This is a genomic window from Citrobacter sp. wls613 (assembly GCF_005281195.1).
GTDB lineage: Bacteria > Pseudomonadota > Gammaproteobacteria > Enterobacterales > Enterobacteriaceae > Citrobacter > Citrobacter gillenii.
On record NZ_SZXN01000057.1, the window covers coordinates 87127 to 111074 of the forward strand.

At 53.8% G+C, this 23948-nt stretch carries 21 protein-coding genes; 6 read left to right on the forward strand and 15 right to left on the reverse strand.

Annotation, left to right across the window (positions count from 1 at the left end):
- Positions 1 to 1910 (forward strand): 4-alpha-glucanotransferase (gene malQ / locus FDX01_RS12715; protein WP_249360966.1); only part of this gene is annotated, 1910 nt, incomplete at its 5' end.
- A 32-nt stretch (positions 1911 to 1942) separates the two neighbouring features.
- Here malQ and gntT read toward each other — a convergent pair.
- From gntT to gntX, 3 genes are all read right to left on the reverse strand, one after another.
- On the reverse strand, positions 1943 to 3259 hold the full coding sequence (gene gntT, locus FDX01_RS12720; protein WP_045448464.1) for a gluconate transporter: 1317 nt from the start codon (positions 3257 to 3259) through the stop codon (positions 1943 to 1945).
- Between the two features lie 361 nt (positions 3260 to 3620).
- Positions 3621 to 4196, reverse strand: coding sequence for a Fe-S biogenesis protein NfuA (gene nfuA / locus FDX01_RS12725; protein WP_096759262.1), 576 nt, complete (start codon positions 4194 to 4196; stop codon positions 3621 to 3623).
- A gap of 58 nt (positions 4197 to 4254) precedes the next feature.
- Positions 4255 to 4938 (reverse strand): DNA utilization protein GntX, encoded by a 684-nt coding sequence (gene gntX / locus FDX01_RS12730; protein WP_115257293.1) that lies wholly within the window; start codon positions 4936 to 4938, stop codon positions 4255 to 4257.
- 37 nt (positions 4939 to 4975) lie between these two features.
- On the opposite strand from gntX, the gene bioH reads away from it, so the two are divergent.
- Entirely contained in the window at positions 4976 to 5746 is a 771-nt protein-coding gene (gene bioH / locus FDX01_RS12735) for a pimeloyl-ACP methyl ester esterase BioH (protein WP_135911285.1), read from the forward strand.
- Between the two features lie 75 nt (positions 5747 to 5821).
- Here bioH and feoC read toward each other — a convergent pair whose 3' ends face one another.
- From feoC to greB, 5 genes are all read right to left on the reverse strand, one after another.
- Positions 5822 to 6058 (reverse strand): [Fe-S]-dependent transcriptional repressor FeoC, encoded by a 237-nt coding sequence (gene feoC, locus FDX01_RS12740; protein ID WP_096759504.1) that lies wholly within the window; start codon positions 6056 to 6058, stop codon positions 5822 to 5824.
- Positions 6059 to 6068: 10 nt separating this feature from the next.
- Positions 6069 to 8387, reverse strand: a complete 2319-nt coding sequence (gene feoB, locus FDX01_RS12745; protein WP_115257295.1) for a Fe(2+) transporter permease subunit FeoB — start codon at positions 8385 to 8387, stop codon at positions 6069 to 6071.
- 18 nt (positions 8388 to 8405) lie between these two features.
- Positions 8406 to 8633, reverse strand: coding sequence for a ferrous iron transporter A (feoA, locus tag FDX01_RS12750; protein ID WP_115257296.1), 228 nt, complete (start codon positions 8631 to 8633; stop codon positions 8406 to 8408).
- A gap of 430 nt (positions 8634 to 9063) precedes the next feature.
- Positions 9064 to 11400: a Tex family protein gene (locus FDX01_RS12755; protein ID WP_137399876.1), complete on the reverse strand. Its 2337-nt coding sequence runs from the start codon at positions 11398 to 11400 to the stop codon at positions 9064 to 9066.
- A 96-nt stretch (positions 11401 to 11496) separates the two neighbouring features.
- Positions 11497 to 11970, reverse strand: a complete 474-nt coding sequence (greB, locus tag FDX01_RS12760) for a transcription elongation factor GreB (RefSeq protein ID WP_003023524.1) — start codon at positions 11968 to 11970, stop codon at positions 11497 to 11499.
- A 226-nt stretch (positions 11971 to 12196) separates the two neighbouring features.
- Here greB and ompR point away from each other — a divergent pair, with 226 nt between their 5' ends.
- Both ompR and envZ read left to right on the forward strand, forming a co-directional pair.
- Positions 12197 to 12916, forward strand: coding sequence for a two-component system response regulator OmpR (gene ompR, locus FDX01_RS12765; RefSeq protein WP_001157751.1), 720 nt, complete (start codon positions 12197 to 12199; stop codon positions 12914 to 12916).
- A complete protein-coding gene (gene envZ / locus FDX01_RS12770) occupies positions 12913 to 14265 on the forward strand; it encodes a two-component system sensor histidine kinase EnvZ (RefSeq protein ID WP_096759268.1) in 1353 nt (450 codons plus the stop codon). The genes ompR and envZ overlap by 4 nt, the downstream gene beginning before the upstream one ends.
- A 55-nt stretch (positions 14266 to 14320) precedes the next feature.
- On the opposite strand, the gene nadS is transcribed toward envZ, so the two are convergent.
- The 3 genes from nadS to pckA form a co-directional block, all read right to left on the reverse strand.
- Positions 14321 to 14617: a NadS family protein gene (gene nadS, locus FDX01_RS12775; protein ID WP_003837894.1), complete on the reverse strand. Its 297-nt coding sequence runs from the start codon at positions 14615 to 14617 to the stop codon at positions 14321 to 14323.
- A gap of 52 nt (positions 14618 to 14669) precedes the next feature.
- A complete protein-coding gene (locus tag FDX01_RS12780) occupies positions 14670 to 14987 on the reverse strand; it encodes a type II toxin-antitoxin system RelE/ParE family toxin (RefSeq protein ID WP_117342464.1) in 318 nt (105 codons plus the stop codon).
- Between the two features lie 123 nt (positions 14988 to 15110).
- A complete protein-coding gene (gene pckA / locus FDX01_RS12785; protein ID WP_115257300.1) occupies positions 15111 to 16733 on the reverse strand; it encodes a phosphoenolpyruvate carboxykinase (ATP) in 1623 nt (540 codons plus the stop codon).
- Positions 16734 to 17111: 378 nt separating this feature from the next.
- Here pckA and FDX01_RS12790 point away from each other — a divergent pair, with 378 nt between their 5' ends.
- Positions 17112 to 18830 carry a DUF4153 domain-containing protein gene (locus FDX01_RS12790; protein ID WP_137399877.1) on the forward strand — a complete coding sequence of 573 codons (1719 nt, stop codon included), beginning with the start codon at positions 17112 to 17114 and terminating at the stop codon, positions 18828 to 18830.
- Between the two features lie 50 nt (positions 18831 to 18880).
- Here the strand turns inward: FDX01_RS12790 and hslO are convergent, their stop codons facing one another.
- Genes hslO through igaA form a run of 4 tightly spaced genes read right to left on the reverse strand, consistent with a single transcriptional unit; the run spans position 18881 to position 23060 of the window.
- Positions 18881 to 19759 carry an Hsp33 family molecular chaperone HslO gene (gene hslO, locus FDX01_RS12795; protein WP_096759272.1) on the reverse strand — a complete coding sequence of 293 codons (879 nt, stop codon included), beginning with the start codon at positions 19757 to 19759 and terminating at the stop codon, positions 18881 to 18883.
- 24 nt (positions 19760 to 19783) lie between these two features.
- Complete coding sequence (gene hslR / locus FDX01_RS12800; RefSeq protein ID WP_115257302.1) at positions 19784 to 20185, reverse strand: ribosome-associated heat shock protein Hsp15; 402 nt, start codon at positions 20183 to 20185, stop codon at positions 19784 to 19786.
- Positions 20186 to 20195: 10 nt separating this feature from the next.
- A complete protein-coding gene (gene yrfG / locus FDX01_RS12805) occupies positions 20196 to 20864 on the reverse strand; it encodes a GMP/IMP nucleotidase (RefSeq protein ID WP_096759274.1) in 669 nt (222 codons plus the stop codon).
- Between the two features lie 60 nt (positions 20865 to 20924).
- On the reverse strand, positions 20925 to 23060 hold the full coding sequence (igaA, locus tag FDX01_RS12810) for an intracellular growth attenuator protein IgaA (RefSeq protein WP_117342462.1): 2136 nt from the start codon (positions 23058 to 23060) through the stop codon (positions 20925 to 20927).
- Positions 23061 to 23383: 323 nt separating this feature from the next.
- On the opposite strand from igaA, the gene nudE reads away from it, so the two are divergent.
- Entirely contained in the window at positions 23384 to 23944 is a 561-nt protein-coding gene (nudE, locus tag FDX01_RS12815; protein ID WP_168246936.1) for an ADP compounds hydrolase NudE, read from the forward strand.
- Positions 23945 to 23948 lie beyond the last annotated feature (4 nt).

The window sequence follows — 23948 nt, forward strand, 5'->3', positions numbered from 1 at the left end:
TGTATACCGTCGGCAAAAAAATGCCGCTGGCGGTTGAAGGGAGTGGTGAATTTAGCTGGCTGCTGACCACCGAAGACGGTGTGCAGCACAAAGGGCATGTCACTGGCGGTAAATCTTTTCACCTTCCGGCGAAGTTGCCGGAGGGGTATCACACGCTCACCCTGACTCAGGACGAAGCGCGCAGCCATTGCCGCATCATCGTCGCGCCAAAACGTTGCTATGAGCCGCAGGCGCTGCTGGCCGGGCAAAAGCTGTGGGGTGCCTGCGTCCAGCTTTATACCCTGCGTTCAGAGAATAATTGGGGGATTGGTGATTTTGGCGATCTGAAGGCGATGCTGCCGGAAGTGGCTAAACGCGGCGGGGCGTTTATTGGCCTCAACCCGATCCACGCGCTGTATCCGGCGAACCCGGAGAGCGCCAGCCCGTATAGCCCGTCTTCGCGCCGTTGGCTGAACGTGATCTACATTGATGTGAATGCGGTAGAGGACTTCCGTCTGAGCAAAGCGGCGCAGAGCTGGTGGCAGAAGCCTGCCACGCAGCAAGCTCTGCAACAGGCCCGCGATGCCGAGTGGGTGGATTACACCACCGTGACCACGCTGAAGATGACCGCGCTACGTCTGGCATGGAAAGGGTTCTCTGTGCGTGATGATGAGCAGATGGCGGCATTCCGTCGTTTTGTGGCTCAGGAAGGTGAAAGTCTTTACTGGCAGGCGGCGTTCGACGCGCTGCATGCATATCAGGTGAAAGAAGATGAGTCGCGCTGGGGTTGGCCTGCGTGGCCGGAAGACTTCCGGACGGTGGACTCACCGGCGGTGAAACAGTTCTGCGCAGAGCACCGCGATGAAGTGGATTTCTACCTCTGGCTACAGTGGCTGGCGTATACCCAGTTTGCTGCCTGTTGGGAAACCAGTCAGGGCTTTGCAATGCCTATCGGGTTGTACCGCGATCTGGCGGTCGGCGTAGCAGAAGGTGGGGCGGAAACCTGGTGTGACCGTGAGCTGTACTGCCTGAAAGCGTCCGTTGGTGCACCGCCGGATATTCTTGGTCCGCTCGGTCAGAACTGGGGCCTGCCGCCGATGGATCCGCATATCATCACCGCGCGCGCCTATGAGCCGTTTATCGAGCTGCTGCGTGCCAATATGCAGAACTGCGGGGCGCTGCGTATTGACCATGTAATGTCGATGCTGCGTTTGTGGTGGATCCCCTACGGCGAAACCGCCGATCACGGCGCCTACGTGCATTATCCGGTCGACGACCTGCTTTCTATTCTGGCGCTGGAAAGTCAACGTCATCACTGTATGGTGATTGGTGAAGACCTGGGTACTGTACCGGTAGAAATTGTCAGCAAGCTGCGTGACAGCGGCGTGTATTCCTACAAAGTGCTCTATTTTGAGAATGACCATGAGAAGAACTTCCGCGCGCCGCAGGCGTACCCGGAACAATCAATGGCAGTCGCGGCGACGCATGACCTTCCTACGCTTAAAGGCTATTGGGACAGCGGTGATCTGACGCTCGGTAAAACGCTGGGGCTGTACCCGGATGAAGTTGTGCTGCGCGGGTTGTATCAGGACCGTGAACTGGCGAAGCAGGGCCTGTTGGATGCGCTGCACAAATACGGCTGTCTGCCAAAACGCGCCGGACACAAGGCGTCGTTGATGTCGATGACGCCGATCCTCAACCGGGGTATGCAGCGCTATATCGCCGACAGCAACAGCGCCCTACTGGGCCTGCAGCCGGAGGACTGGCTGGATATGGCGGAGCCGGTCAATATTCCGGGGACCAGCGACCAGTACAAAAACTGGCGGCGTAAGCTGACGACGACGCTAGAGGCGATGTTTGCCGATGGTGGGGTGAACAAGCTGATTAAGGATTTGGACAAACGGCGAAAAGCTGCCGCGAAGAAGAAGTAAAAAAAAGCCGGGAAAATCCCGGCTTTTTTACATCAGATAGCCATATTTAGCAGCAGGCATCCTACCAGACCGCATACCGAAATAATGGTTTCCAGCATTGACCATGACTTGATGGTCTCGCCGATGGTCAGGTTGAAGTATTCCTTGAACAGCCAGAAGCCCGGATCGTTCACGTGGGAGAAGATGACGGAGCCGGAGCCTACTGCAATAACCATCAGCTCAGGGCTCACGCCGGTCGTTGCAATCAGCGGTGCCACAATCCCACCTGCGGTGATGGCTGCCACGGTAGCAGAACCCAGTGCGATACGCAGTACAGCGGCAATTGACCATGCCATCAGCAGCGGAGAGACGTTGGTTTCATGCATCATAGAGGCGATGTATTTGTCGACGCCACTGTCCACCAGTACCTGTTTGAATGCACCGCCACCACCGATAATCAGCAGCATCATTGCGATGATCTTGATGGAGGACACCAGCGTGTCGTTAATCTGATCCATCGAACGTCCACGGTTCAGACCAAAGGTGAACATCGCAATCAGAACGGCAATCAGCGTTGCCATGACCGGGTCACCGAGGAACTCTGCAACCGGCAGGAAGGCATGGCCTTTCGGCAGGATCATCTCCGCGATAGCACGCATCGCCATCAGCACGACCGGAACCAGAGAGGTCCAGACGCTGACGCCAAAGCCTGGCATTTCTTCTTCAGTGAAGGTTTTTGCACTGTACAGACCTTCCGGGATTGGCTTATCAATGCCCTTCAGGAAACGCGCATACACCGGACCCGCCAGAATAACGGTCGGGATCGCCAGAATCGTACCAAACAGCAGGGTTTTACCCATATCGGCGTGGAAAATGGTGGCAATTGCGGTCGGACCCGGGTGTGGCGGCAAGAAGCCGTGGGTCACAGACAGCGCAGCGGCCATTGGCACACCGACATACAGCAGCGGGATGTTCGCGGCGGCAGCGATGGTGAATACCAGCGGTAGCATCAGCACGAAGCCCACTTCGTAGAACAGCGCAAAGCCCACGGTGAAGCCGGTTAATACCACGGCCCACTGGATGTGCTTTTTGCCGAATTTAGCAATCAGCGTGGTGGCAATACGTTGCGCACCGCCGCAGTCTGCCAGCATTTTGCCCAACATGGCGCCAAAACCCATAATCAGGGCGAGGCTACCAAGGGTTCCGCCGACGCCGGCTTTAATTGAACCGATGACTTTATCCAGTGGCATCCCTTGCATCAATCCGACAGCAAGCGCCACCAGGACGAGAGCGATGAAGCCGTTCATTTTGAAACGGATCATCAGGAGGAGTAACAAGATTACACCGATAGCAACGATGACTAATGGCATGATTTACCTGGCCTTTACTTTGTTATGGGTAACGTCAGTGTTTAGATGACAAATTCTGATTGTCCCGACCGGGAACAAAGTTATTACGGCACCAATGCTGATTGCCTTCAAAACTACGTAGTTTAGCTGGCTGTTATGAGTGTTCCAGGTGCGTGCGATAATGATACGGGTAACATGTAGTGATTGAAAATCACCTGGGCAGGCAAAATTTAAATTATGAGAGGCAGGTCAAATTATAGGGGGGTTGTTGCAGGACATATGCGGAGAAATGCAGGGGTGTAGGCCGGATAACGCGTTTACGCTGCCATCCGGCACCAATGCCCGATGACGACGCTGATGCGTCTTATCGGGCCTACGGATACTAGTAGTAAGAGTGCTCGCCGCGCTGGTGTTCGGTCAAATCGCGAACGCCTTTCAGCTCCGGGAATTCAGCCAGCAGCTGCTTCTCGATGCCTTCTTTCAGTGTGACATCGACCATTGAACAGCCGTTACAGCCGCCACCGAATTGCAGAATTGCGTAGCCTTCGTCGGTGATTTCCATCAAGGAGACACGGCCACCGTGGCCAGCCAGCTGTGGGTTAATCTGTGACTGCAGCATGTACTCCACGCGTTCCATCAGCGGTGCGTCATCAGACACTTTACGCATTTTCGCATTAGGTGCTTTCAGGGTCAGCTGGGAGCCTAACTGGTCGGTAACAAAATCAATTTCTGCCTCTTCCAGGTACGGTGCGCTCAGTTCATCAACGTAAGCGGTCAGCAGGTCAAATTTAATGGCGGTGTCGGTTGCTTCCACGGCGTCCGGCGGGCAATAAGAAACGCCGCATTCAGCGTTAGGCGTGCCGGGATTAATCACAAATACGCGAATTTGTGTCCCTTCTTCCTGATTTGCCAACAGTTTGGCAAAGTGCGCTTGTGCAGCATCGGAAATATGGATCATAGTAATGGCCTAATAGTTGACTATTTTACTTGGTTATAATACGCCCATCATCGAGGCTCTACAAGGTTCGACACAGGCACCATACCTGGACAGTCGCCGCGCCGTTGCGTAAAAGCAGCTGCGCGATCTCCGCGACGGTACTTCCGGTAGTGACGACATCATCCACAACAACCATATGGAGTCCCTGCACCGGCAATTCAAGGCGAAACGCATTTTTCAGGTTGCGTTTGCGTAATCGGGCGCTGAGATGGTGCTGTGTGGCGGTGGGGCGAGTTCGTGTGATGGCCTGACCGTCCCAGTCGCAGCCCAGCCAGCGTGCCAGTGAGCGACACAGTAAGTCACTTTGATTAAATCCCCTGCGCCAATGGCGGCGTTGCCAGAGTGGAACGCTAATCAGCCGATCCGGCAGGGGAAGGCCACGGGTACGGCGAGCCTGCAATACCTCCAGCAACATCAAGCGCGACAGTGCGGGGGCGATGTCACTACGCCGGGAAAACTTCAGCTGGTGGATAAGCCCGCTCAGCGGCGGCACGTAGTCACTGACCGCGATCAGTCGCTGCCACGGCGGCGGCTTTTGCAGGCAGCGTCCGCAGGGAATATCGGGGTGGGCGGCGGGCAGCCCGCACTGTGGGCACAGGCAGACATGTTGACACGTCGCACGCGTGCAAACGGAACACATTCCCCAGTGCCCGAGCATTAACGGCATTCGGCATAGCCAGCACAATCCTGGTACTGTTAGCATAGGTTCATCCTTGTTGGTCAAAAGAGAACAGTAACTGATGAATGACATCTGGTGGCAGACCCGGGGTTCGGGAAATTGCCATCTTGTGCTGCTGCACGGATGGGGACTGAATGCGGAAGTCTGGCATTGCATAAGTGAGGAATTAAGCTCGCATTTTACGCTGCACCTGGTTGATTTACCGGGATTTGGGCGCAGTCAGGGTTTTGGTGCGATGCCGCTGGAAGAAATGGCGGAGTGCGTTTTGCAACAGGCTCCGGAGAAAGCCATCTGGCTGGGCTGGAGTCTGGGCGGATTGGTGGCGAGTCAGGTGGCGTTGACCCATCCTGAGCGCGCGCAGGCGCTGGTTACCGTCGCCTCTTCGCCATGCTTTAGCGCACGCGATGAGTGGCCTGGTATTAAGCCCGAAGTGCTGGCGGGCTTCCAGCAGCAGCTTAGCGAAGACTTCCAGCGGACGGTGGAGCGTTTCCTGGCACTGCAAACGATGGGGACGGAGACGGCGCGTCAGGATGCGCGAGCGCTGAAGAAAACGGTGCTGGCGTTACCGATGCCGGATGTGGCGGTGCTGAATGGTGGGCTGGAGATCCTGAAAACGGTCGACCTGCGTGAGCCGCTCTGCGCCCTGGACATGCCGTTCCTGCGTTTGTACGGCTATCTCGATGGTCTGGTGCCGCGTAAAGTCGTGCCGATGCTGGATGCACTGTGGCCGAAGAGTGAGTCGTTGATATTCGCCAAAGCGGCACATGCGCCGTTTATTTCGCATCCTGCTGAGTTCTGTGCCGCGCTGGTGGCGTTGAAGCAGCAGATCTAGCGCTGTATCCCGCTCGGGGATTGGGGCTATTTGTAGGCCGGATAAGCGTAGCGCCATCCGGCCTATTGCAACAGGTTAGCGCAATGCCCACCACTCGCGCAGACAGGCTTTCCCTTCAGGGCAACTCTTGCAGCTTCCAGAAAGACACCCGTCGGCATCTTCCTGAATACGTACTGCTTTACCCATCTGTTCTAACTGATTCAGCATGGCGTCAATCATCGGCTGCGGGGTGTGCAGCGTATGGCTGATTTGTGTTGCCTCCATACGCCCCCGCAGAGCCAGTAAATCACGTACCTGAATAAGCGATGCCATCATTCACCGCCTAGTGGCAATCGCCGGTGGTGCTGGCACAGCAGGAACCTGGCGTCTTATTGGTCGCCAGCAGTTCGATATCTACCCGACTGCGTGCGCGGCGCAGCATTCCCAGCAGCACGATGTTAAACAGAATGACGGTTAAAATGCACACCAGACTGTAGGTCGGATGCTCTTTGTAGCTGACCGTCTGGTAAAACAGCGTCGACAGAGAGTAGGCGATGTTCAGTCCCCACAGAATGGAGAAGCCCATCCAGCCACGGCTGGATTCACGAGCAATAGCGCCCATTACCGAAATGCACGGGACATACAGCAGCACGAAAATCAGGTAACTGTACGCGGCGGCGGCGCTGCCGAACTTCGCACCCATCACGCCCATTGCGCCGGTTGCCATCTCACCGTCGCCTTTGCTGGCTTCGATAGGGTTAGCCAGCACGCTCAGGCTGAAGGTGTCTTTCAGACTTTGCCAGGTTTCACCCAGCGCACCTGCTAACTCGTCACCGAGGTTGAACTCGGCCGGGTTGAACTCTTCTTCCTGAATATTTTCTGCGGTATAGAGCGTATTCAGCGTACCGACAACCACTTCTTTTGCCATGGCTCCGGTGAACAGACCCACGGTGGCCTGCCAGTTATCTTCGTGTACGCCAATCGGTTTGAAGATAGGGGTGATTACGCGACTGACGGACGCCAGCGCCGAGTCGTTGATGTTATCGACGATTTTTCCGCTCAGGGAGAAACTGTTAAACGCGCTGAGGAAAATACTGACGATGATGATGACTTTACCGGCGCGCAGGACAAAGCCTTTCAGGCGCTGCCAGGTCTGAATGACCAGGCTTTTAACGTGCGGTACATGGTAAACCGGCAGCTCCATCACGAACGGTGTGGCTTCGCCACGCATAATGGTGTGCTTGAGCATCAGGCCGGTCAGTACCGCCATGACGATACCCAGTACGTACAGTGAGAAGACGGCCAGCGCGCCGTTCTGGCCAAAGAACGCCGCAGCAAACACGGCGAAAATCGCCAGACGCGCACCGCAGGACATAAACGGCGCCATCATGATGGTCATCAGACGTTCACGCGGTGCATCCAGCGTGCGTGCGCCCATCACGGAAGGGACGTTACAGCCGAAGCCGACAATTAGCGGGACAAACGATTTACCCGGTAATCCCAGAGCCTGCATCAAACGATCCATCACAAACGCAGCACGCGCCATATAGCCGGAGTCTTCGAGGAATGAGAGGAACAGGTACATCATGCCGATTTGCGGCACCAGCGGTAGCACGGTGTTAATCCCGCCGCCAAGACCCTGCGCCAGGAAGATGGTTAACCAGTCCGGGAAGTGCAGGGTGTAGCCAATCCACTGAATACCATGGATAAAGAGTGCCACGGAACCGACGTCAAACAGCGGCTGCAGCGCGCCACCGATGTTAATGGCGAGCAGGAACATCAGGTACATCACGAACAGAAATACTGGCAGGCCGAGGAAGCGGTTAAGTACGACCTTATCGACCGCGGTGGTGAAGCGGCTTGGCTCTGCGGTCAGGGTGTTGCTGACGGTATCGCAGATGGCGGCAATGCACTGGTAACGTGCATCAGCAATATGCAGCGCCGGATCGTCCATTGTTTCACTCAGGCGAGTCAGCGCGGCATCCAGATTTTGTGCCGCATCACCCGCGTAGGCGCGGCTGTAGATATCGCCTTCCAGCATCTGCAGGCCGAGCCAGCGACGTTGTTGCTGCGGCATCTCTTTGGCCATCGCGTCAGCCAGAGACTCGGCTTCACGCAGCAGCGGTTGGGCATAATGTACCAGCTCGACGGTGTCGTTTTCTTTGTAGCGATCGATAGCCAGCTTCAGTGCTTCAATCCCGCGACCACGGGTTGAGACCAGCGGCACCACCGGGCAGCCCAGACGGGCGGAAAGGGCGTCGATATCAATCCGGATTTGCTGCTTCTCAGCAATGTCCAGCATGTTCAGCGCGACGATGCAGGGGATACCCAGTTCAAGCAGTTGCAGCGTCAGGTAGAGGTTACGCTCGAGGTTTGAGGCATCAACCACGTTGATCAGCAGGTCGGCGTCGCCGCTTAAGATATAGTGACAGGCAATTTGCTCATCGAGGGAGGTCTGCGATGAGATGGTCGTCAAAGAATAGGTGCCGGGTAAATCCACCAGCGTAACCTGATGGTCAGTTGTCGAGAAATGACCTTCTTTGCGCTCAACGGTAACGCCAGCCCAGTTACCCACACGCTGACGCGCGCCGGTAAGCTGATTGAATAATGTTGTCTTGCCGGAATTAGGATTACCAATTAAACCAATGGTTAGTTTTTTCATTTTTATAGACTCACTGTATTAACAGGAAACCGCTTCCACTTCTAATAACGCCAGATCTTTTTTCCGCAACACCAGGCTGACTCGGCGTGTTTCAATATGGATAGGATCGCCTAATGGGGCGACGCGAACCACATTGAACGATGAGCCTGGCAGCATGCCGAGCGACAAGAGCTTCTGCCGGTACGCCGGGCTGATATCACGAGAAAAACCGGTAATTTTCCAAGCAGTGTCTGGAGTGAATTGCATAGGGACCTACTTATATCTCGCTAACTGGATGATTACCTCATGGGGCGAAAGGCGGCATGAGACCAGATGATTAGCCAACGAAGGAAAGAGTAAATAATCAACAAAACAATGATAATGAGAATGGTTTCTATCATCAATAGAATAAATGTGACGGAATGTTGGATTGGCGAATAATTTGAGTCAATTTTGATATGGCTCAACATTTATTCAGGTCTGACACGAATGATTCGAGGGAGAAACTATTGGAATTTATTAATGTTTAATTAAGGTTTCAGCTGTTAATAAAGTGATAAATATATTGTGACGGAAAGCGATAAATATATTAAATAGGCCGGATGGCAACGCTCGCGCGTCTTATCCGGCCTACAAATTAATTACGACAAGTTGGCCGGCTAAGGTGTTTACACCGCCATCCGGCACACGCGTCACACTAGCGCTTTTTACCCATTGCCGCCGCCAGTGCATCCATCATCGCACTGTTACCGGCTGACTGCGCCTCACGACCACGGGGTTTTGCGGCTTTAGGCGCCGGGCGGTTACCCTGTGTGCGCTCGTTGTTGCCACCGCCGCCGCGACGGGCATTGGTTTCACCCGGCTGTTCGTCCAGACGCATGGTCAGGGCGATACGCTTACGCGGTAGATCAACCTCCAGCACTTTCACCTTCACAATGTCGCCGGCTTTTACCACGGTGTGCGGGTCTTCAACGAATTTGTTCGATAACGAGGAGATATGCACCAGACCGTCCTGATGAACGCCGATATCGACAAACGCACCAAAGTTGGTGACGTTGGTGACTGCGCCTTCCAGAATCATGCCCGGCAGCAGATCGTTCATGGTTTCTATGCCGTCAGCAAACTGTGCGGTTTTGAACTCAGGACGCGGGTCACGACCCGGTTTTTCCAGCTCTTTGATGATGTCGGTTACGGTCGGCACCCCGAAGCGCTCGTCGGTAAAGTCGGCTGCTTTCAGGTTACGCAATTCGGTGCTGTTGCCCATCAGGTCGCGCAGCGACTGCTCGGTGGCGGCCAGAATGCGTTCCACTATCGGATAGGCTTCCGGGTGAACGGTTGAGGCATCCAGCGGGTTATCGCCGTGGTTAATGCGCAGGAAGCCCGCGCACTGCTCAAAGGCTTTAGGCCCCAGACGGCTGACTTTTAGCAACTGTTGACGGTTCTGGAACTGACCGTTCTCATCACGCCAGGCAACAATGTTCTGCGCCATCATGCGGGTTAAACCGGCTACGCGAGTCAACAGCGGCACGGAGGCGGTATTCAGATCAACGCCGACGGCGTTTACGCAGTCCTCGACTACCGCATCCAATTTACGGGCAAGCTGGGTCTGGCTAACGTCGTGCTGGTACTGGCCGACACCGATCGATTTCGGGTCGATTTTCACCAGCTCGGCCAGCGGATCCTGCAGACGGCGGGCAATAGACACCGCACCGCGCAGGGAAACGTCGAGATCCGGGAACTCCAGCGCCGCCAGTTCAGAAGCAGAGTACACCGAGGCCCCGGCTTCGCTGACGATCACTTTTTGCGCGGTCACTTTCGGGAACTGTTTCTGCACGTCGAGGAAGAAGCGTTCGGTCTCACGCGATGCGGTACCGTTGCCAATCGCCACCAGCTCAACGTTGTATTTTTCGCACAGCGCGGCCACCGCAACGGCGGCTTTGGCTGCCTGTCCGGTATGCGGATAAATGGTGTCGGTCGCCACCAGCTTGCCGGTCCCGTCAACAACCGCGACCTTCACACCGGTACGCAGACCAGGATCGAGACCCATAGTGGCACGCAACCCGGCCGGAGCGGCCATCAGCAGGTCGTGCAGGTTGCGGGCAAAGACGTTAATGGCCTCATCTTCCGCACGTTCGCGCACGGTGCCCATCAGTTCGGTTTCGAGGTGCATCAGCACTTTGATGCGCCATGTCCAACTGACAACGCCTTTACGCCAGCTGTCCGCCGGCGCGTTGTTCAGGCGCAGACCCAGATGATCGCGGATAATCTGCTCGCCGTGGCTCTCTTTTGGCGGCTCATCGAACTGCGGGTCAGCATTCAGAGAAAGCTGCAGCACGCCTTCGTTACGCCCGCGGAACATCGCCAGTGCTCGGTGAGAAGGAACGGTGGAAATAGGTTCGTGGTGATCGAAGTAGTCGCGGAATTTGGCACCTTCCTCTTCTTTCCCGCTCACTACGATGGAAACCAGATGGGCGTTCTTCCACAGGTAATCACGGACTTTTGCCAGCAGCGCGGCGTCTTCGGCAAAACGCTCCATCAGAATGTAGCGCGCGCCGTCGAGAGCCGCTTTGGTATCCGCCACACCGTTTTCGGCATTGAGGTATTTGGCTGCTTCGGTTTCTGGGTCGTGAGAGGGATCGTTCCACAGCAGGTCGGCCAGCGGCTCAAGACCCGCTTCAATGGCGATTTGCCCACGGGTGCGGCGTTTAGGTTTGTACGGCAGGTAGAGGTCTTCGAGTTCGGTCTTACTTAACGTGCCGTTGATCGCTTTCGCCAGATCGTCGGTCAGTTTGCCTTGCTCGCCGATAGATTTGAGGATCGCCTGACGGCGGTCTTCCAGTTCCCGCAGATATCCCAGACGGGTCTCCAGATTACGCAGCTGCGTGTCATCCAGACCGCCGGTGATTTCCTTACGATAACGTGCGATAAACGGCACGGTGTTCCCTTCATCAAGCAGGCGAACGGCAGCTTCTACCTGTTCAGCACGAGCCTGAATTTCACCTGCGATAATGCGGCAGAAAGAATCATTCATCATGGATAGCTTCGTCTTTAGGATAAAAATCAGGGGATAGTTATACGGATTGACTGGCAAAAATGCCAGCCATCAGCAGGGGCTTCGGATTGTTCCGTCTTATTTAACGTACTCAATCTCATTCACGTACCAGCTTGCTTCTCCGCCAGGGGTGTTCACTACCGCGAGATCGCCGACCTCTTTTTTGAGAAGAGCGCGCGCCATCGGTGAGTCGATAGAGATGTAATCCTTACGCCCAAAGATTTCATCGTAGCCGACAATGCGAAATTTGCGGATGTCGCCGTCATCATTTTCAATCTCAACCCATGCGCCAAAGAACACTTTTCCTTCCTGCTGAGGGGAGTAATCGACAATTTTTAGATTCTCCATGCACTTGGTCAAATAACGGACGCGTCTGTCGATCTCGCGCAGGCGCTTTTTATTATACTGGTAGTCAGCGTTTTCGCTGCGGTCACCCAGACTGGCGGCCCAGGTCACTTTCTTGGTGACTTCCGGGCGCTCTTCACGCCAGAGGTAATTCAGCTCTTGTTTGAGTTTTTCATACCCTTCACGGGTTATCAGGGGCGTTTTCATCTTATTGTTTTACCTTGATTCTGTGATGATGCGCACAATTGGTATTACGTGAGCATATCAACAGAATAAATAATGTATTACGAGAAACATTGTATACTTAAGCTGCTGTTTAATATGCTTTGTAACAATTTAGCCTGGAATTCATACCAGAATTTGCTGGTTACTCAGGTGAGCTTTCTTAAGAATACACACTTACAATTGTTGCGAACCTTTGGGAGTAATAACAATGCAAGAGAACTATAAGATTCTGGTGGTCGATGACGACATGCGCCTGCGCGCGCTACTGGAACGTTATCTGACCGAGCAGGGCTTCCAGGTTCGAAGCGTCGCAAACGCTGAGCAGATGGATCGTCTGCTGACCCGTGAATCCTTCCACCTTATGGTACTGGATTTGATGCTGCCAGGTGAAGATGGTCTGTCGATTTGCCGCCGCCTGCGTAGCCAGAGCAACCCAATGCCGATCATTATGGTGACGGCGAAGGGGGAAGAGGTTGACCGTATCGTTGGGCTGGAAATCGGCGCTGACGACTATATCCCGAAACCGTTTAACCCGCGCGAACTGTTGGCGCGTATTCGTGCCGTACTGCGTCGTCAGGCAAATGAACTGCCGGGCGCGCCGTCTCAGGAAGAAGCGGTTATCGCTTTTGGTAAGTTCAAACTGAACCTCGGCACCCGTGAGATGTTCCGTGAAGATGAACCTATGCCGCTGACCAGCGGTGAATTTGCCGTGCTGAAAGCGTTGGTCAGTCACCCGCGTGAGCCGTTGTCCCGCGATAAGCTGATGAACCTGGCCCGTGGTCGCGAGTACTCCGCGATGGAACGTTCTATTGACGTGCAGATTTCCCGTCTGCGTCGTATGGTGGAAGAAGATCCGGCACATCCACGTTATATTCAGACCGTATGGGGTCTGGGCTACGTCTTTGTCCCGGACGGTTCTAAAGCATGAGGCGAATGCGCTTCTCGCCACGAAGTTCGTTTGCTCGCACGTTATTGCTCATCGTCACCTTGCTGTTCGCCAGCCTGGTGACGACTTATCTGGTGGTGCTGAACTTCGCGATCCTGCCGAGCCTCCAGCAGTTTAATAAGGTCCTGGCTTACGAAGTCCGTATGCTGATGACCGATAAACTGCAGCTGGAGGACGGCACGCAACTGGTCGTGCCTCCCGCATTCCGCCGGGAAATTTACCGTGAGCTGGGGATTTCCCTCTATTCCAACGAAGCCGCTGAAGAGGCGGGGTTGCGTTGGGCGCAGCACTATGAATTCTTAAGTCATCAGATGGCGCAGCAGCTGGGCGGCCCAACGGAAGTTCGCGTTGAGGTCAACAAAAGCTCGCCGGTCGTGTGGCTGAAAACCTGGCTGTCTCCGAATATCTGGGTTCGCGTTCCTCTCACTGAAATTCATCAGGGCGATTTCTCGCCGCTGTTCCGCTATACGCTGGCGATCATGCTGCTGGCAATCGGTGGTGCATGGCTGTTTATTCGTATCCAGAACCGGCCGTTGGTGGATCTGGAACATGCGGCGTTGCAGGTGGGTAAAGGCATTATTCCGCCGCCACTGCGCGAATATGGTGCCTCTGAGGTGCGCTCGGTGACCCGAGCCTTCAACCATATGGCGGCGGGCGTGAAGCAGCTGGCCGATGACCGAACGCTGCTGATGGCCGGGGTGAGCCATGATTTACGTACGCCGCTGACGCGTATCCGCCTGGCGACCGAGATGATGGGGGAAGAAGACGGCTACCTTGCGGAGTCCATCAATAAGGACATCGAAGAGTGTAACGCCATTATCGAACAGTTTATCGACTATCTGCGCACCGGGCAGGAGATGCCGATGGAGATGGCGGATCTGAACGCGGTGTTAGGAGAAGTCGTTGCGGCAGAAAGCGGTTATGAACGTGAGATTGATACCGCGCTGCAGCCTGGCCTCATTCAGGTGAAGATGCATCCGCTGTCGATCAAACGCGCGGTCGCCAATATGGTGGTCAATGCTGCCCGCTATGGTAATGGCTGGATTAAGGTTAGCAGTGGCACAGAGCCACATCGCGCCTGGTTCCAGGTCGAGGATGATGGTCCGGGCATCAAGCCGGAGCAGCGTAAGCATCTGTTCCAGCCGTTTGTACGCGGCGACAGTGCCCGCAGTACCAGCGGTACCGGTCTGGGCCTGGCGATCGTGCAGCGCATCATCGATAACCATAACGGCATGCTGGAAATCGGCACCAGCGAACGCGGTGGGCTGTCGATTCGCGCCTGGCTTCCTGTTCCTGTCTCCCGTGTGCCGGGAACAACCAAAGACGCGTAAAAAAGGGAGGCGAAAGCCTCCCTCTGTTTATGGGGTAAACAGTAAAACCTCTGGCTTAAATTGCTTTTAATTGATTAATTATAAATGGGTTTTTTTGAATTAATAAAAGCAGTTTTCTTGGTGCTCCAGTGGGTTGGCGTCGTTTCGTTTCCCAGCTTTTAACCAGGTCATAACTCACACCAACCGCTATGGCAAAATCCTGTTGGCGTAACCCTGTTGCTTCGCGGATGGCTTTAACATCAATTTCGCTAAAAGTATGCACATGTTCAGGTTTAGGTGTTTCTTCACCTTTCTCTATACGTACCATTTCTTCTGCACTGGCCAGCAAATCGGCAAATAATTCGTCTTTCATTTTGGCCTCACCACACCGGATCGCGGTGTCCTGATGATTAAAATTCTCATAATTAAATCAGCATATCGGATAAGTGCATTAAAACTCTTTTTTGCTCTTCGGTTAAATCATCCTGTTCATTCTTAGGATAGAGCAAAGCCAGATAGATTCGACCTTTACGCGTCACGTTGTAATAGATAACCCGAATACCGCTGCGCTTACCCATACCAGAGCGACTCCAGCGAATTTTTCTGAATCCCCCCGTACCAGCGATAGTATCCCCTGCCTCAGGGTTTTCAATAAGCGCCTCTTGAAAGGCACGAAACTCATCGTCAGGTAAAAGTAACGGACGGCGTTTACTAAATCCCTGTAGCTCAATAAATGTGAACATGGCGCTTCTTGCGCATGGGGCTAATAGTACAAATTATAGGTGTACAGAGTACATTTTAAAAGAGTAAATACAATAAAAAGCCCCTTATCCTTTCAGATAAGGGGCTATATAACGAATCAAAAATTACAGCTTCGGACCGGCGCTGACTAACGCGGCGCCCGCTGGGGTATCGGTATACTTCTCGAAGTTTTCGATAAACAGTTTCGCCAGCGCATTGGCTTTTTCCTGCCACTGTTCTGGTGACGCGTAGGTATTACGCGGATCGAGAATACGTGTGTCTACGCCCGGCAGTTCGGTTGGGATCGCCAGGTCAAACATCGGCAGACGGAACGTTTCTGCGTCATCCAGAGAACCGTTCAGGATGGCATCGATAATGGCGCGGGTATCTTTAATCGAGATACGTTTGCCGGTACCGTTCCAGCCGGTGTTAACCAGATAGGCCTGTGCGCCAGCAGCCTGCATGCGTTTCACCAGCACTTCTGCGTACTGCGTCGGGTGCAGTGACAGGAAGGCCGCACCGAAACAGGCAGAGAATGTTGGGGTCGGTTCAGTCACGCCGCGCTCGGTTCCAGCCAGTTTGGCGGTGAAGCCAGACAGGAAGTGGTACTGGGTTTGATCTGCGGTCAGACGGGATACCGGTGGCAGAACGCCAAACGCATCGGCGGTCAGGAAGATAACCTTGGTGGCATGGCCCGCTTTTGACACTGGTTTAACGATATTATCGATGTGATAAATCGGGTAGGAAACGCGGGTATTCTCGGTTTTAGAACCGTCATCGAAGTCGATAGAGCCATCTTCACGTACGGTGACGTTTTCCAGCAGCGCATCGCGGCGAATCGCATTGTAGATTTCTGGCTCTGCATCTTTAGACAGCTTGATGGTCTTCGCGTAGCAGCCGCCCTCGAAGTTGAACACACCGTCGTCGTCCCAGCCGTGCTCATCATCGCCAATCAGGCGACGTTTCGGGTCGGTAGACAGCGTGGTTTTACCGGTACCGGACAGGCCAAAGAACACCGCCACATCACCTTTTTCACCGACGTTTGCCGAGCAGTGCATGGAGGCAATGCCCTTCAGCGGCAGCAGGTAATTCATCACGGAGAACATGCCTTTTTTCATCTCTCCGCCGTACCAGGTCCCGCCAATTAACTGAATACGTTCAGTCAGGTTGAAAGCCACGAAGTTCTCAGAGTTGAGCCCCTGTTCTTTCCACTGCGGGTTGGTGCATTTCGCACCGTTCATCACGATAAAATCAGGTTTGAAATCAAGCAGTTCTTCATCGCTTGGGCGGATAAACATGTTTTTAACGAAATGTGCCTGCCAGGCGACTTCGGTAATAAAGCGCACTGAAAGGCGGGTATCGGCGTTTGCGCCGCAGAATGCATCAACGATAAACAGGCGTTTGCCTGAGAGTTGCTGGGTGACTAATCCTTTCAGGTGCTGCCAGGTTTCCTGGGAAAGCGGTTTGTTGTCGTTCTTACCTTTACCCTTGTCGGACCACCAGAGCGTATCTCGCGTGGTGTCGTCACGGACAATGTACTTATCCTTTGGTGAACGCCCGGTAAAGATACCGGTATCAACAGCAACGGCGCCCAGATTAGTTAACACTCCGCGCTCGTAGCCTTCCAGATTTGGATCAAGCTCTTCCTGGTACAGCAGGTCGTAGCTGGGATTGTAAACGATATCCTGAACGTCATTGATACCATAAGCCTCGAGATCTTGCGGGGTTAAACTGTTGTTCACACGCATTTCACTGCTCCTTAGCCAATATGTATTACCTGGAATAGTAAGGTTTTTTAGGGATTGTTAACCGCGACAAGGCTCATAGATTTACGCATCCGGCAAAATCACAGATAACTGAATACGCTGCGACTCCTGTCGCAAATAGGCGGATATTATGGCAGGAAACCCTTTTTTGTTGTGGAAAATGTTCCTAAAACGTTAATGGAGAGTATATTTGGCGGGAATCTTGTGAGTGTAATCGCATTCATGTAGGAAAATAACGTAACTCAAACATATGAAATATCGATTCACGTCGCGTTGTGAGGGGCTGAAAGACACCGGTAAGTGCCAATAATTGTGATGTTGATGCGATAATGATCTTTTCCCTTCATTCTGGATTACGACATGGACAGTGTTGAGCTTTCACGTACGACCCGCTGGGGCATGATGTTTATTGGTCTGCTGCAAGGCGTAGTGTGTTACCTGCTGATGACTTACCTCATCCCCCATAACAGTAGCTGGCTGTTCTATGGAATGCCTGTAACGATAGCGCTGACGTCGGCGATTCTGCTTTCTGTGGTCTCGTTTAAACAGCGCGCGCTGTGGTGCTGGATGGCGGTGATCTTCTGCGTCGTACTGGCGATGAGCATCTGGTTGAAGGGGCACGTTGCAGGAGGGAACCGGTGGAATGAGAATGAGATTTTCTTTGTCTACGGTTGGCGCCTCTTTCTCATGGCTATGCTGGCGTTACCCTGGATCCAGTACCAACTCCATACGCGTACCGACCAGGCGCGCTATCCGCAGTTTTACAGCCAGATATGGCTGAATGTTCTGACATTGCTGATCGTCTTTGTCGCCAACGGCCTGTTCTGGATGGTCCTCTTGCTGTGGAGCGAGATGTTTAAGCTGGTCGGTATTCCCTTTTTTAACACGCTATTCTTTGAGACCGACTGGTTTGGTTATGTAACGTTTGGCCTTATTACCGCGCTGGCGGTGATTCTGGCACGTACGCAGTCACGCCTGGTGACGGCGGTACAAAAGCTTCTGACGTTGATCGCCACGGGTCTGCTGCCTCTGGTCGCGTTGTTAGCGCTGATGTTTATGCTGACATTACCCTTTACCGGTCTGGAGGCGATTTCGCAACGGGTGTCTGCGGCGGGGCTGATGTCGACGCTGACGTTGCTGCTCCTGCTATTGATGGTCGTTGTGCGCGAGCCGCAAAAACGCGACTTACCCTATCCAGGGGCATTATGTTATCTGATTAACACCTCACTTCTCGTCGCCCCGGTTTATATGTTGATAGCCAGCTGGGCGCTCTGGGTCCGCGTCAATCAGTATGGCTGGACGCCTGAGCGTCTGCATGGTGCGCTGATCATCGCAGTGCTGCTGGTTTGGTCATTCGGCTACATGGCGAGCATTATGCGCCGTGGGCACAATCCACTGGAAATTCAGAGCAAAGTCATCCTCAGTGTTTCGTTACTGTCTCTGGGACTGTTGATTCTGCTGACATCGCCGGTCATTGATGTCTGGCGTATTAGCGTCAACAGCCATATGGCCCGTTATCATAGTGGCCAAATTTCACCGGATCAGGTCAGCCTGTACATGTTGCGTAATAGCGGAAAACCGGGGCGTGCTGCGTTGGAGGCGTTACAAAAGGATGACGCTTTCACTAAGGACAGTAAGCGCAGACGTGATTTAAACGCCATTCTACGCGGGAACCTCGATCCCATGCGGGAACTGACCACAACGCAACTGGCACCGATGGTGATGATTGCGCCGGGTAGCAAAAAACCCGATGACGCATTCTGGCGGTTTGTAAAACAGCAAAGCTACCGTATTAGCTCCTGTGTTGAGCAGGATGCATGCGTGTTAGTGAATCAGGATCTTAACGCAGATGGTCAGCCGGAGCAGGTGCTCTATGCTTTTGGCGAGGGAGAAAGTCTGATCTTTGGCATGAAGGAAAAGCAATGGTCTTTGCTCGGCGCAGCCCAGTTACCTGAAGGGTTCACGAAAGCGCAGCTTTTGCAGGCGGTGGAAAATCACAGGCTGACTACAGCCTCCAGAATCTGGCGGGATATCACTCTCGATGGGAAACGGTTAGAGATTAACTACTACGCTGAGTAAACGCTGGAACAAGTAGCCCGGCAGAATGGATTGTCTGCCGGGCTATGAACTTAATGCACTTGTGGGTCAGCAGGGGATGCGTTGTTGCGGATCTCAGCAATATCCATTGCGTTAAACAGATAATGGCTCGCGCAGTAATCGCAATTCATATCGATCTCGCCTTCTTCAGCCAGAATGCTGTCCACTTCTTCGTCCGGCAGGGTTCTTAGCGCATCTGCACAACGCTCACGTGAACAGGTGCATTTGAACACCACGTCCTGCGGATCGTACAGAGTCACCTCTTCTTCGTGATACAAACGCCACAGCACATCATTCGCTGGCAGCGTCAGCAGCTCTTCGGCTTTAATGGTTTCCGTCAGCGTGGCGAGGTGGGTAAAATCATCGGCCTGCGCGTCTTGTGCTGGCATCACCTGCAACAGCATACCGCCTGCTGCTGGCTTGCCATCGACGTCGCCAGTGCGGATAAACAGACGCGTTGGCAGCTGTTCTGAACGCAGGAAGTAATCTTCCAGACAGGCGGCCAGCGTGTCACCTTCCAGACCAACCACGCCCTGATAGCGTTCACCTTCTTCCGGTGTAATGGTGATCACCAGATAGCCGTTACCGACCAGCGTTTTCAGATCTGCATCTTCAGGGATATCGCCCTGAATGCGCGCGACACCGCGCATCTGCTGCTTGTTGTTACCGTTAATCACCGCCAGGCTCAGCGGGCCATCGCCCTGGAGCTGTACGGTGATATCACCGGCAAACTTTAGCGTAGCGGTCAGCAGGCTGGTGGCGACCAGCAGCTCGGCCAGTACGGTTTTAACCGGCTGTGGGTAAGTATGGTTTTCGAGGATCTGTTGCAGGGTTTGTGAAACGGTTACCAGCTCGCCGCGCACGGCAAAGTTTTCAAACAGATAACGATGTAATTGGTCATGTTGCGGCATAATCATCTCTCTTGCGGGTGACAGTCATTCACTGTCGCCGTGTTTAAATCGTAACAGGTCGCGGCGCTCTTTTTTGTCCGGTCGCCTGTCCGGGTGCGGCATGGTCAACGCGTTAAGTTTACGCGCCAGCGCTATTTTTTCGCGCTTTTCCACGCTTTGCGCGGTTTCTTCGTACAGCGTAACGGCTTCCGTTGCCGGGCGACGCTGTTCGGTAATGGCCTTAATAATCACCGTCCGCTCGTCATTTCCCTGGCGCAAGGTGAGGGTGGCATTCAGCTCGACAATCTTGCTCGGCTTACTGCGCTGCCCGTTGTAATGCACCTTACCGCCTTCAACCATTTCGCGAGCTATCGCACGAGTTTTATAAAAACGCGCAGCCCACAGCCATTTATCCAGCCTGACGTCAACAGGGGGCTTCTCTTTCATGGCATCTCCTTCACATCAGTGAGGGGATCAGTCGGCGGTAGTCATTCAGTGACGGATGGCGTGCATACTGTTTTTCCGCAATACCTGAATCGGGATTGGTCACGCCGAGGCAGTAACGAATGCCGAATTGAGCAGCGGCGTCGAGAATGGCTTCGCTGTCGTCAATAAACAGCGTTTTCTCAGCACGCATTCCCGTTTCTTCAGCTACAGCGTGCCATAACCGCTGATCCTCTTTGGGATAACCAAATGTATGGGTGGAAAGTAATAAATCAAGGTGTGAGGCCAGACCGGTATGCTCCAGCTTCACCGCCAGGTTATGTGGATGCGCGTTGGTCAGCAAAATACGGCGCTTGCCGCAGGCCTTTAAGGCATCAAGAAAGGGGACAGTATCTTCGCGCAGCACGGCGCGTGGCCCTTGGGCTGTCGTCATGGCACAAATATCCAGACCCAGGCGTTCGCTCCAGTAATCCAGGCAGTACCAGTTTAGCGTATGTTGCACGGCGTGATATTGCTGGCGAATATAGTTCTGGGCTTCCTCGGGAGAGATCCCCTGCTGCGCGCCATACGTTTCCGGCACCAGTTTTTGCCAGAAATAATTATCGAACGCCAGATCGAGCAGTGTGCCGTCCATATCCAGCAGCACGGTGTCGACGTCCTGCCAGGCGATATCAATATGCATAGGAACTCCCAAAGGAAAACAGATGCGCGACAGGGTAGCATATCCTGTCGCGCGGGCGTGTTATCGAATGAGGCTTTCCGGATCGTCAATCAGCGTGGGATTCAGGCAACTTTCGTAGTATCCCTGAATTTCTGCGATGCGTGAGCGGTGGCGCTGGTAGCGTCTGAACGCCTGAATGCCGTTATAGAGCGCACAACCCAGCATGGAAAACATCAGCAAGGTGGTGCCGAGGTAACGCCACAGGCCTGAACGATCCGGGATACGGTGCAGCCCGATGTGCTGGGTTCCATTGGCATCGGTCGTGACATTGGTGACGATCCCTTCCGCGCGGAATGGTGTCTGCATGAGCATCTGCGCCAGACGCTGGAAGGCGTTCCACTGCTCCTGAGGCGGATAGTCATACAACGATGTGGCAGGCCAGGGCTGATCGACCAGATCGCTGCCTTCGTCACTGATAATCAGGAAGCCGCCAGGCGCAGGGCTGTTCAGTGCCTGAGCGGCGCGGGCGGTCTCACGTGCAATAAACGGCGCAGTGGAGGTATTGACCAGGTTATCCAGCGACTCGGCGCTGACCGGGCGCAGCAACACGTTTACACCATCCAGCTTACCTGCGTTGGCCCGCTTCACCAGCGCGGTCCAGTCTTTACTGTTACCCAGATTGACCAGCGCATTTTTCAGGCGCACACATTCATCTTCGGCGGCGCACAGGTCGGCAGTCTTCAGGACAATCTCACCAAAGTCATCCAGTAATACCATACCGGATTTCTGAATGGCCGATCGTAACGATGCGCTGACACGGGAATCATCATCGGGTTTGGGGTGTAGTTGGCGGCTGACGGCCTGCGTGAGTGCCGTCGCTTTATTCACCAAATCGGACTCGGGCAGCGGCAGCGCTCGTGCATCATTCCAGATAATCTGTGAGCAATCGAAAGGTAGAAAAGGCGTGGTGGGCTGTGCGTTCCAGCTTCCGGATGTGTGAATGTTGCACATTCCCGTACCGCTCAGATGCAGGGTATCGCCGACGCGAACCCCGGCGTTTTCGAGTTGCTTAACGCTGGTGGCCTCGATAGTTTGCGCGCCTTTCATCCAGGACAGCGTGAATTTTATCGGCATATCCAGCGGGATCCAGAACAGCAGCATCAGCAGGACCAGCAACGATCCCCCAGCGATAACAGCGCTGCGTAGCCAGTGCTGCAAGGGGAAGTTTTTCACTTCGTCATGCAAGGATAAAAAACGCCCCTGGCGGACAACATGGCGATCGAGATAAATATCGATATCCGTTTGTTGCCCGAGATCTTGCGCAATGTAGGGCTGCCAGTGAGGCGGATAAATCAGATCGATAATACCCAGTGAGATATTATTAATATGTTCCTGGTCGTTTTCGCCAAACAGCCCCCAACGACGCGGGGTTCCGCGCAGGCAATGGATCTCCCGCAGGGCAGTTTTAGACGGCGGGGCGAACAGTCCCCACAGGCCCGCAGCCAGCAGCAATACGGCACCACCGGCCAGCCACGGTACAAAGCCATCCGGCACGATTAGGCAAAAGAAGAACAACAGGAAAGATGCGGCAATCAGCAACGCCTCGCGGAGTCCTGCCGGGCGGCTCAGCGCATACTCTTCATGTGTTTCCTGGCGAATATTTAGCAGCTCAATTTGCTCGCTTTCTTCACCACGAATAGAGGCCTGCGTCGATGCAGTATGCTGTAGCGCATAGCCACGCGCTTCCTGCATGTACTCTTGCAGTGTATGACCGTTTAACGAGATCACCAGCGGTAGAGTATTTGTGTGGATCAGCTCAACGCTATTTTCGTCATTGATGTATTGTTCCCAGAAGGGAGGCAAATGCACTTCGACGGAATCCAGATAATAACGCCACTTATTGGGATCGTCCGTGGTGATACCGTAGCGCGTAATCGAATGGGTCAGCACGATGACGCTATTACTTTGGGCATTCAGTGTGAGCGATACAGGGGCGGCGCTGGCGCCTGTTGGGCCAGGTATCTGCTGATTTTGACTCAGGTTTTCCAGGTAGTTTTCGACTGCGCTGCGCTCTTCGGGCGTCAGTTTACGCTTATTGGCGTCTGAGAAAACGTTACTCCAGGGCAGTTTTTGCCGCCTGGATTTTGATCTGAGTCGCCACCCTGCAAGTAACGAGCAGGCCAGCAAAGCAGCTAAAAAAATCAGAATGGTGCTCATGCTTTCCCCATCTTACTTAGTCTGTCAGGCGTGGTCAGTCGCACCCTGGAAAATAATCGTGATTCTGTCGTTGGCTATCGGCAAGCGTGGAGTTGAACTTGAGCATCTTTAAAGTACAGCCCAGTAAATGCGAATCATAGCAAAATCACCAAAAACGGCATATCAGCAAATTCCTGGAGTTATTTCAACCTATTGACTTTTAATTTGAAATGGGAATTAACTTTTAGTACGTTACATAAATGTAAATAAACGGCAATTCACATTGCCGAAACCGTGCGGTATATCGCACAATGACCCCAGATTTCACGGCAAAGACTCTCACGATGAGCAAATCATTACAAAAACCCACGATTCTGAAAGTGGAAACCGTCGCACAATCCCGGCTGTTTAAAGTCGAAAGTGTTGACCTTGAGTTCAGCAACGGCGTACGCCGCGTCTACGAACGTATGCGTCCGTCCACGCGCGAAGCGGTAATGATTGTGCCGATTGTTGATGACCATCTGATTCTCATCCGCGAATACGCGGTCGGGACCGAATCTTATGAGCTTGGTTTTTCCAAAGGGTTAATCGATCCCGGTGAAAGCGTGTTTGAAGCGGCGAATCGGGAGCTGAAAGAAGAGGTCGGGTATGGGGCAAATGACCTGACGTTTTTGAAAAAACTCAGCATGGCACCGTCCTATTTCTCCAGCAAGATGAACATCGTCGTGGCCGAGGACCTGTATCCTGAATCGCTGGAAGGTGATGAACCCGAGCCGTTGCCGCAGGTGCGCTGGCCGCTGGCACATTTGATGGATTTGTTAGAAGACCCGGACTTTCACGAAGCGCGTAATGTAAGCGCGCTGTTTCTGGTGCGTGAATGGCTGAAAGGGCAGGGACGACTGTAGCGTA

What these genes read in the sequence shown, in the direction of transcription:
- feoC (WP_096759504.1), bottom strand. Translation starts at nt 6,058, where the DNA reads ATGGCATCGCTTATTCAGGTACGTGATTTACTGGCTCTGCGGGGGCGT.
- bioH (WP_135911285.1), top strand. Translation starts at nt 4,976, where the DNA reads ATGAATGACATCTGGTGGCAGACCCGGGGTTCGGGAAATTGCCATCTT.
- gntX (WP_115257293.1), bottom strand. Translation starts at nt 4,938, where the DNA reads ATGCTAACAGTACCAGGATTGTGCTGGCTATGCCGAATGCCGTTAATG.
- yrfG (WP_096759274.1), bottom strand. Translation starts at nt 20,864, where the DNA reads ATGCATATTGATATCGCCTGGCAGGACGTCGACACCGTGCTGCTGGAT.
- feoA (WP_115257296.1), bottom strand. Translation starts at nt 8,633, where the DNA reads ATGCAATTCACTCCAGACACTGCTTGGAAAATTACCGGTTTTTCTCGT.
- feoB (WP_115257295.1), bottom strand. Translation starts at nt 8,387, where the DNA reads ATGAAAAAACTAACCATTGGTTTAATTGGTAATCCTAATTCCGGCAAG.
- nfuA (WP_096759262.1), bottom strand. Translation starts at nt 4,196, where the DNA reads ATGATCCATATTTCCGATGCTGCACAAGCGCACTTTGCCAAACTGTTG.
- nudE (WP_168246936.1), top strand. Translation starts at nt 23,384, where the DNA reads ATGAGCAAATCATTACAAAAACCCACGATTCTGAAAGTGGAAACCGTC.
- greB (WP_003023524.1), bottom strand. Translation starts at nt 11,970, where the DNA reads ATGAAAACGCCCCTGATAACCCGTGAAGGGTATGAAAAACTCAAACAA.
- hslR (WP_115257302.1), bottom strand. Translation starts at nt 20,185, where the DNA reads ATGAAAGAGAAGCCCCCTGTTGACGTCAGGCTGGATAAATGGCTGTGG.
- igaA (WP_117342462.1), bottom strand. Translation starts at nt 23,060, where the DNA reads ATGAGCACCATTCTGATTTTTTTAGCTGCTTTGCTGGCCTGCTCGTTA.
- gntT (WP_045448464.1), bottom strand. Translation starts at nt 3,259, where the DNA reads ATGCCATTAGTCATCGTTGCTATCGGTGTAATCTTGTTACTCCTCCTG.
- ompR (WP_001157751.1), top strand. Translation starts at nt 12,197, where the DNA reads ATGCAAGAGAACTATAAGATTCTGGTGGTCGATGACGACATGCGCCTG.
- FDX01_RS12755 (WP_137399876.1), bottom strand. Translation starts at nt 11,400, where the DNA reads ATGATGAATGATTCTTTCTGCCGCATTATCGCAGGTGAAATTCAGGCT.
- FDX01_RS12790 (WP_137399877.1), top strand. Translation starts at nt 17,112, where the DNA reads ATGGACAGTGTTGAGCTTTCACGTACGACCCGCTGGGGCATGATGTTT.
- nadS (WP_003837894.1), bottom strand. Translation starts at nt 14,617, where the DNA reads ATGAAAGACGAATTATTTGCCGATTTGCTGGCCAGTGCAGAAGAAATG.
- hslO (WP_096759272.1), bottom strand. Translation starts at nt 19,759, where the DNA reads ATGCCGCAACATGACCAATTACATCGTTATCTGTTTGAAAACTTTGCC.
- envZ (WP_096759268.1), top strand. Translation starts at nt 12,913, where the DNA reads ATGAGGCGAATGCGCTTCTCGCCACGAAGTTCGTTTGCTCGCACGTTA.
- pckA (WP_115257300.1), bottom strand. Translation starts at nt 16,733, where the DNA reads ATGCGTGTGAACAACAGTTTAACCCCGCAAGATCTCGAGGCTTATGGT.
- FDX01_RS12780 (WP_117342464.1), bottom strand. Translation starts at nt 14,987, where the DNA reads ATGTTCACATTTATTGAGCTACAGGGATTTAGTAAACGCCGTCCGTTA.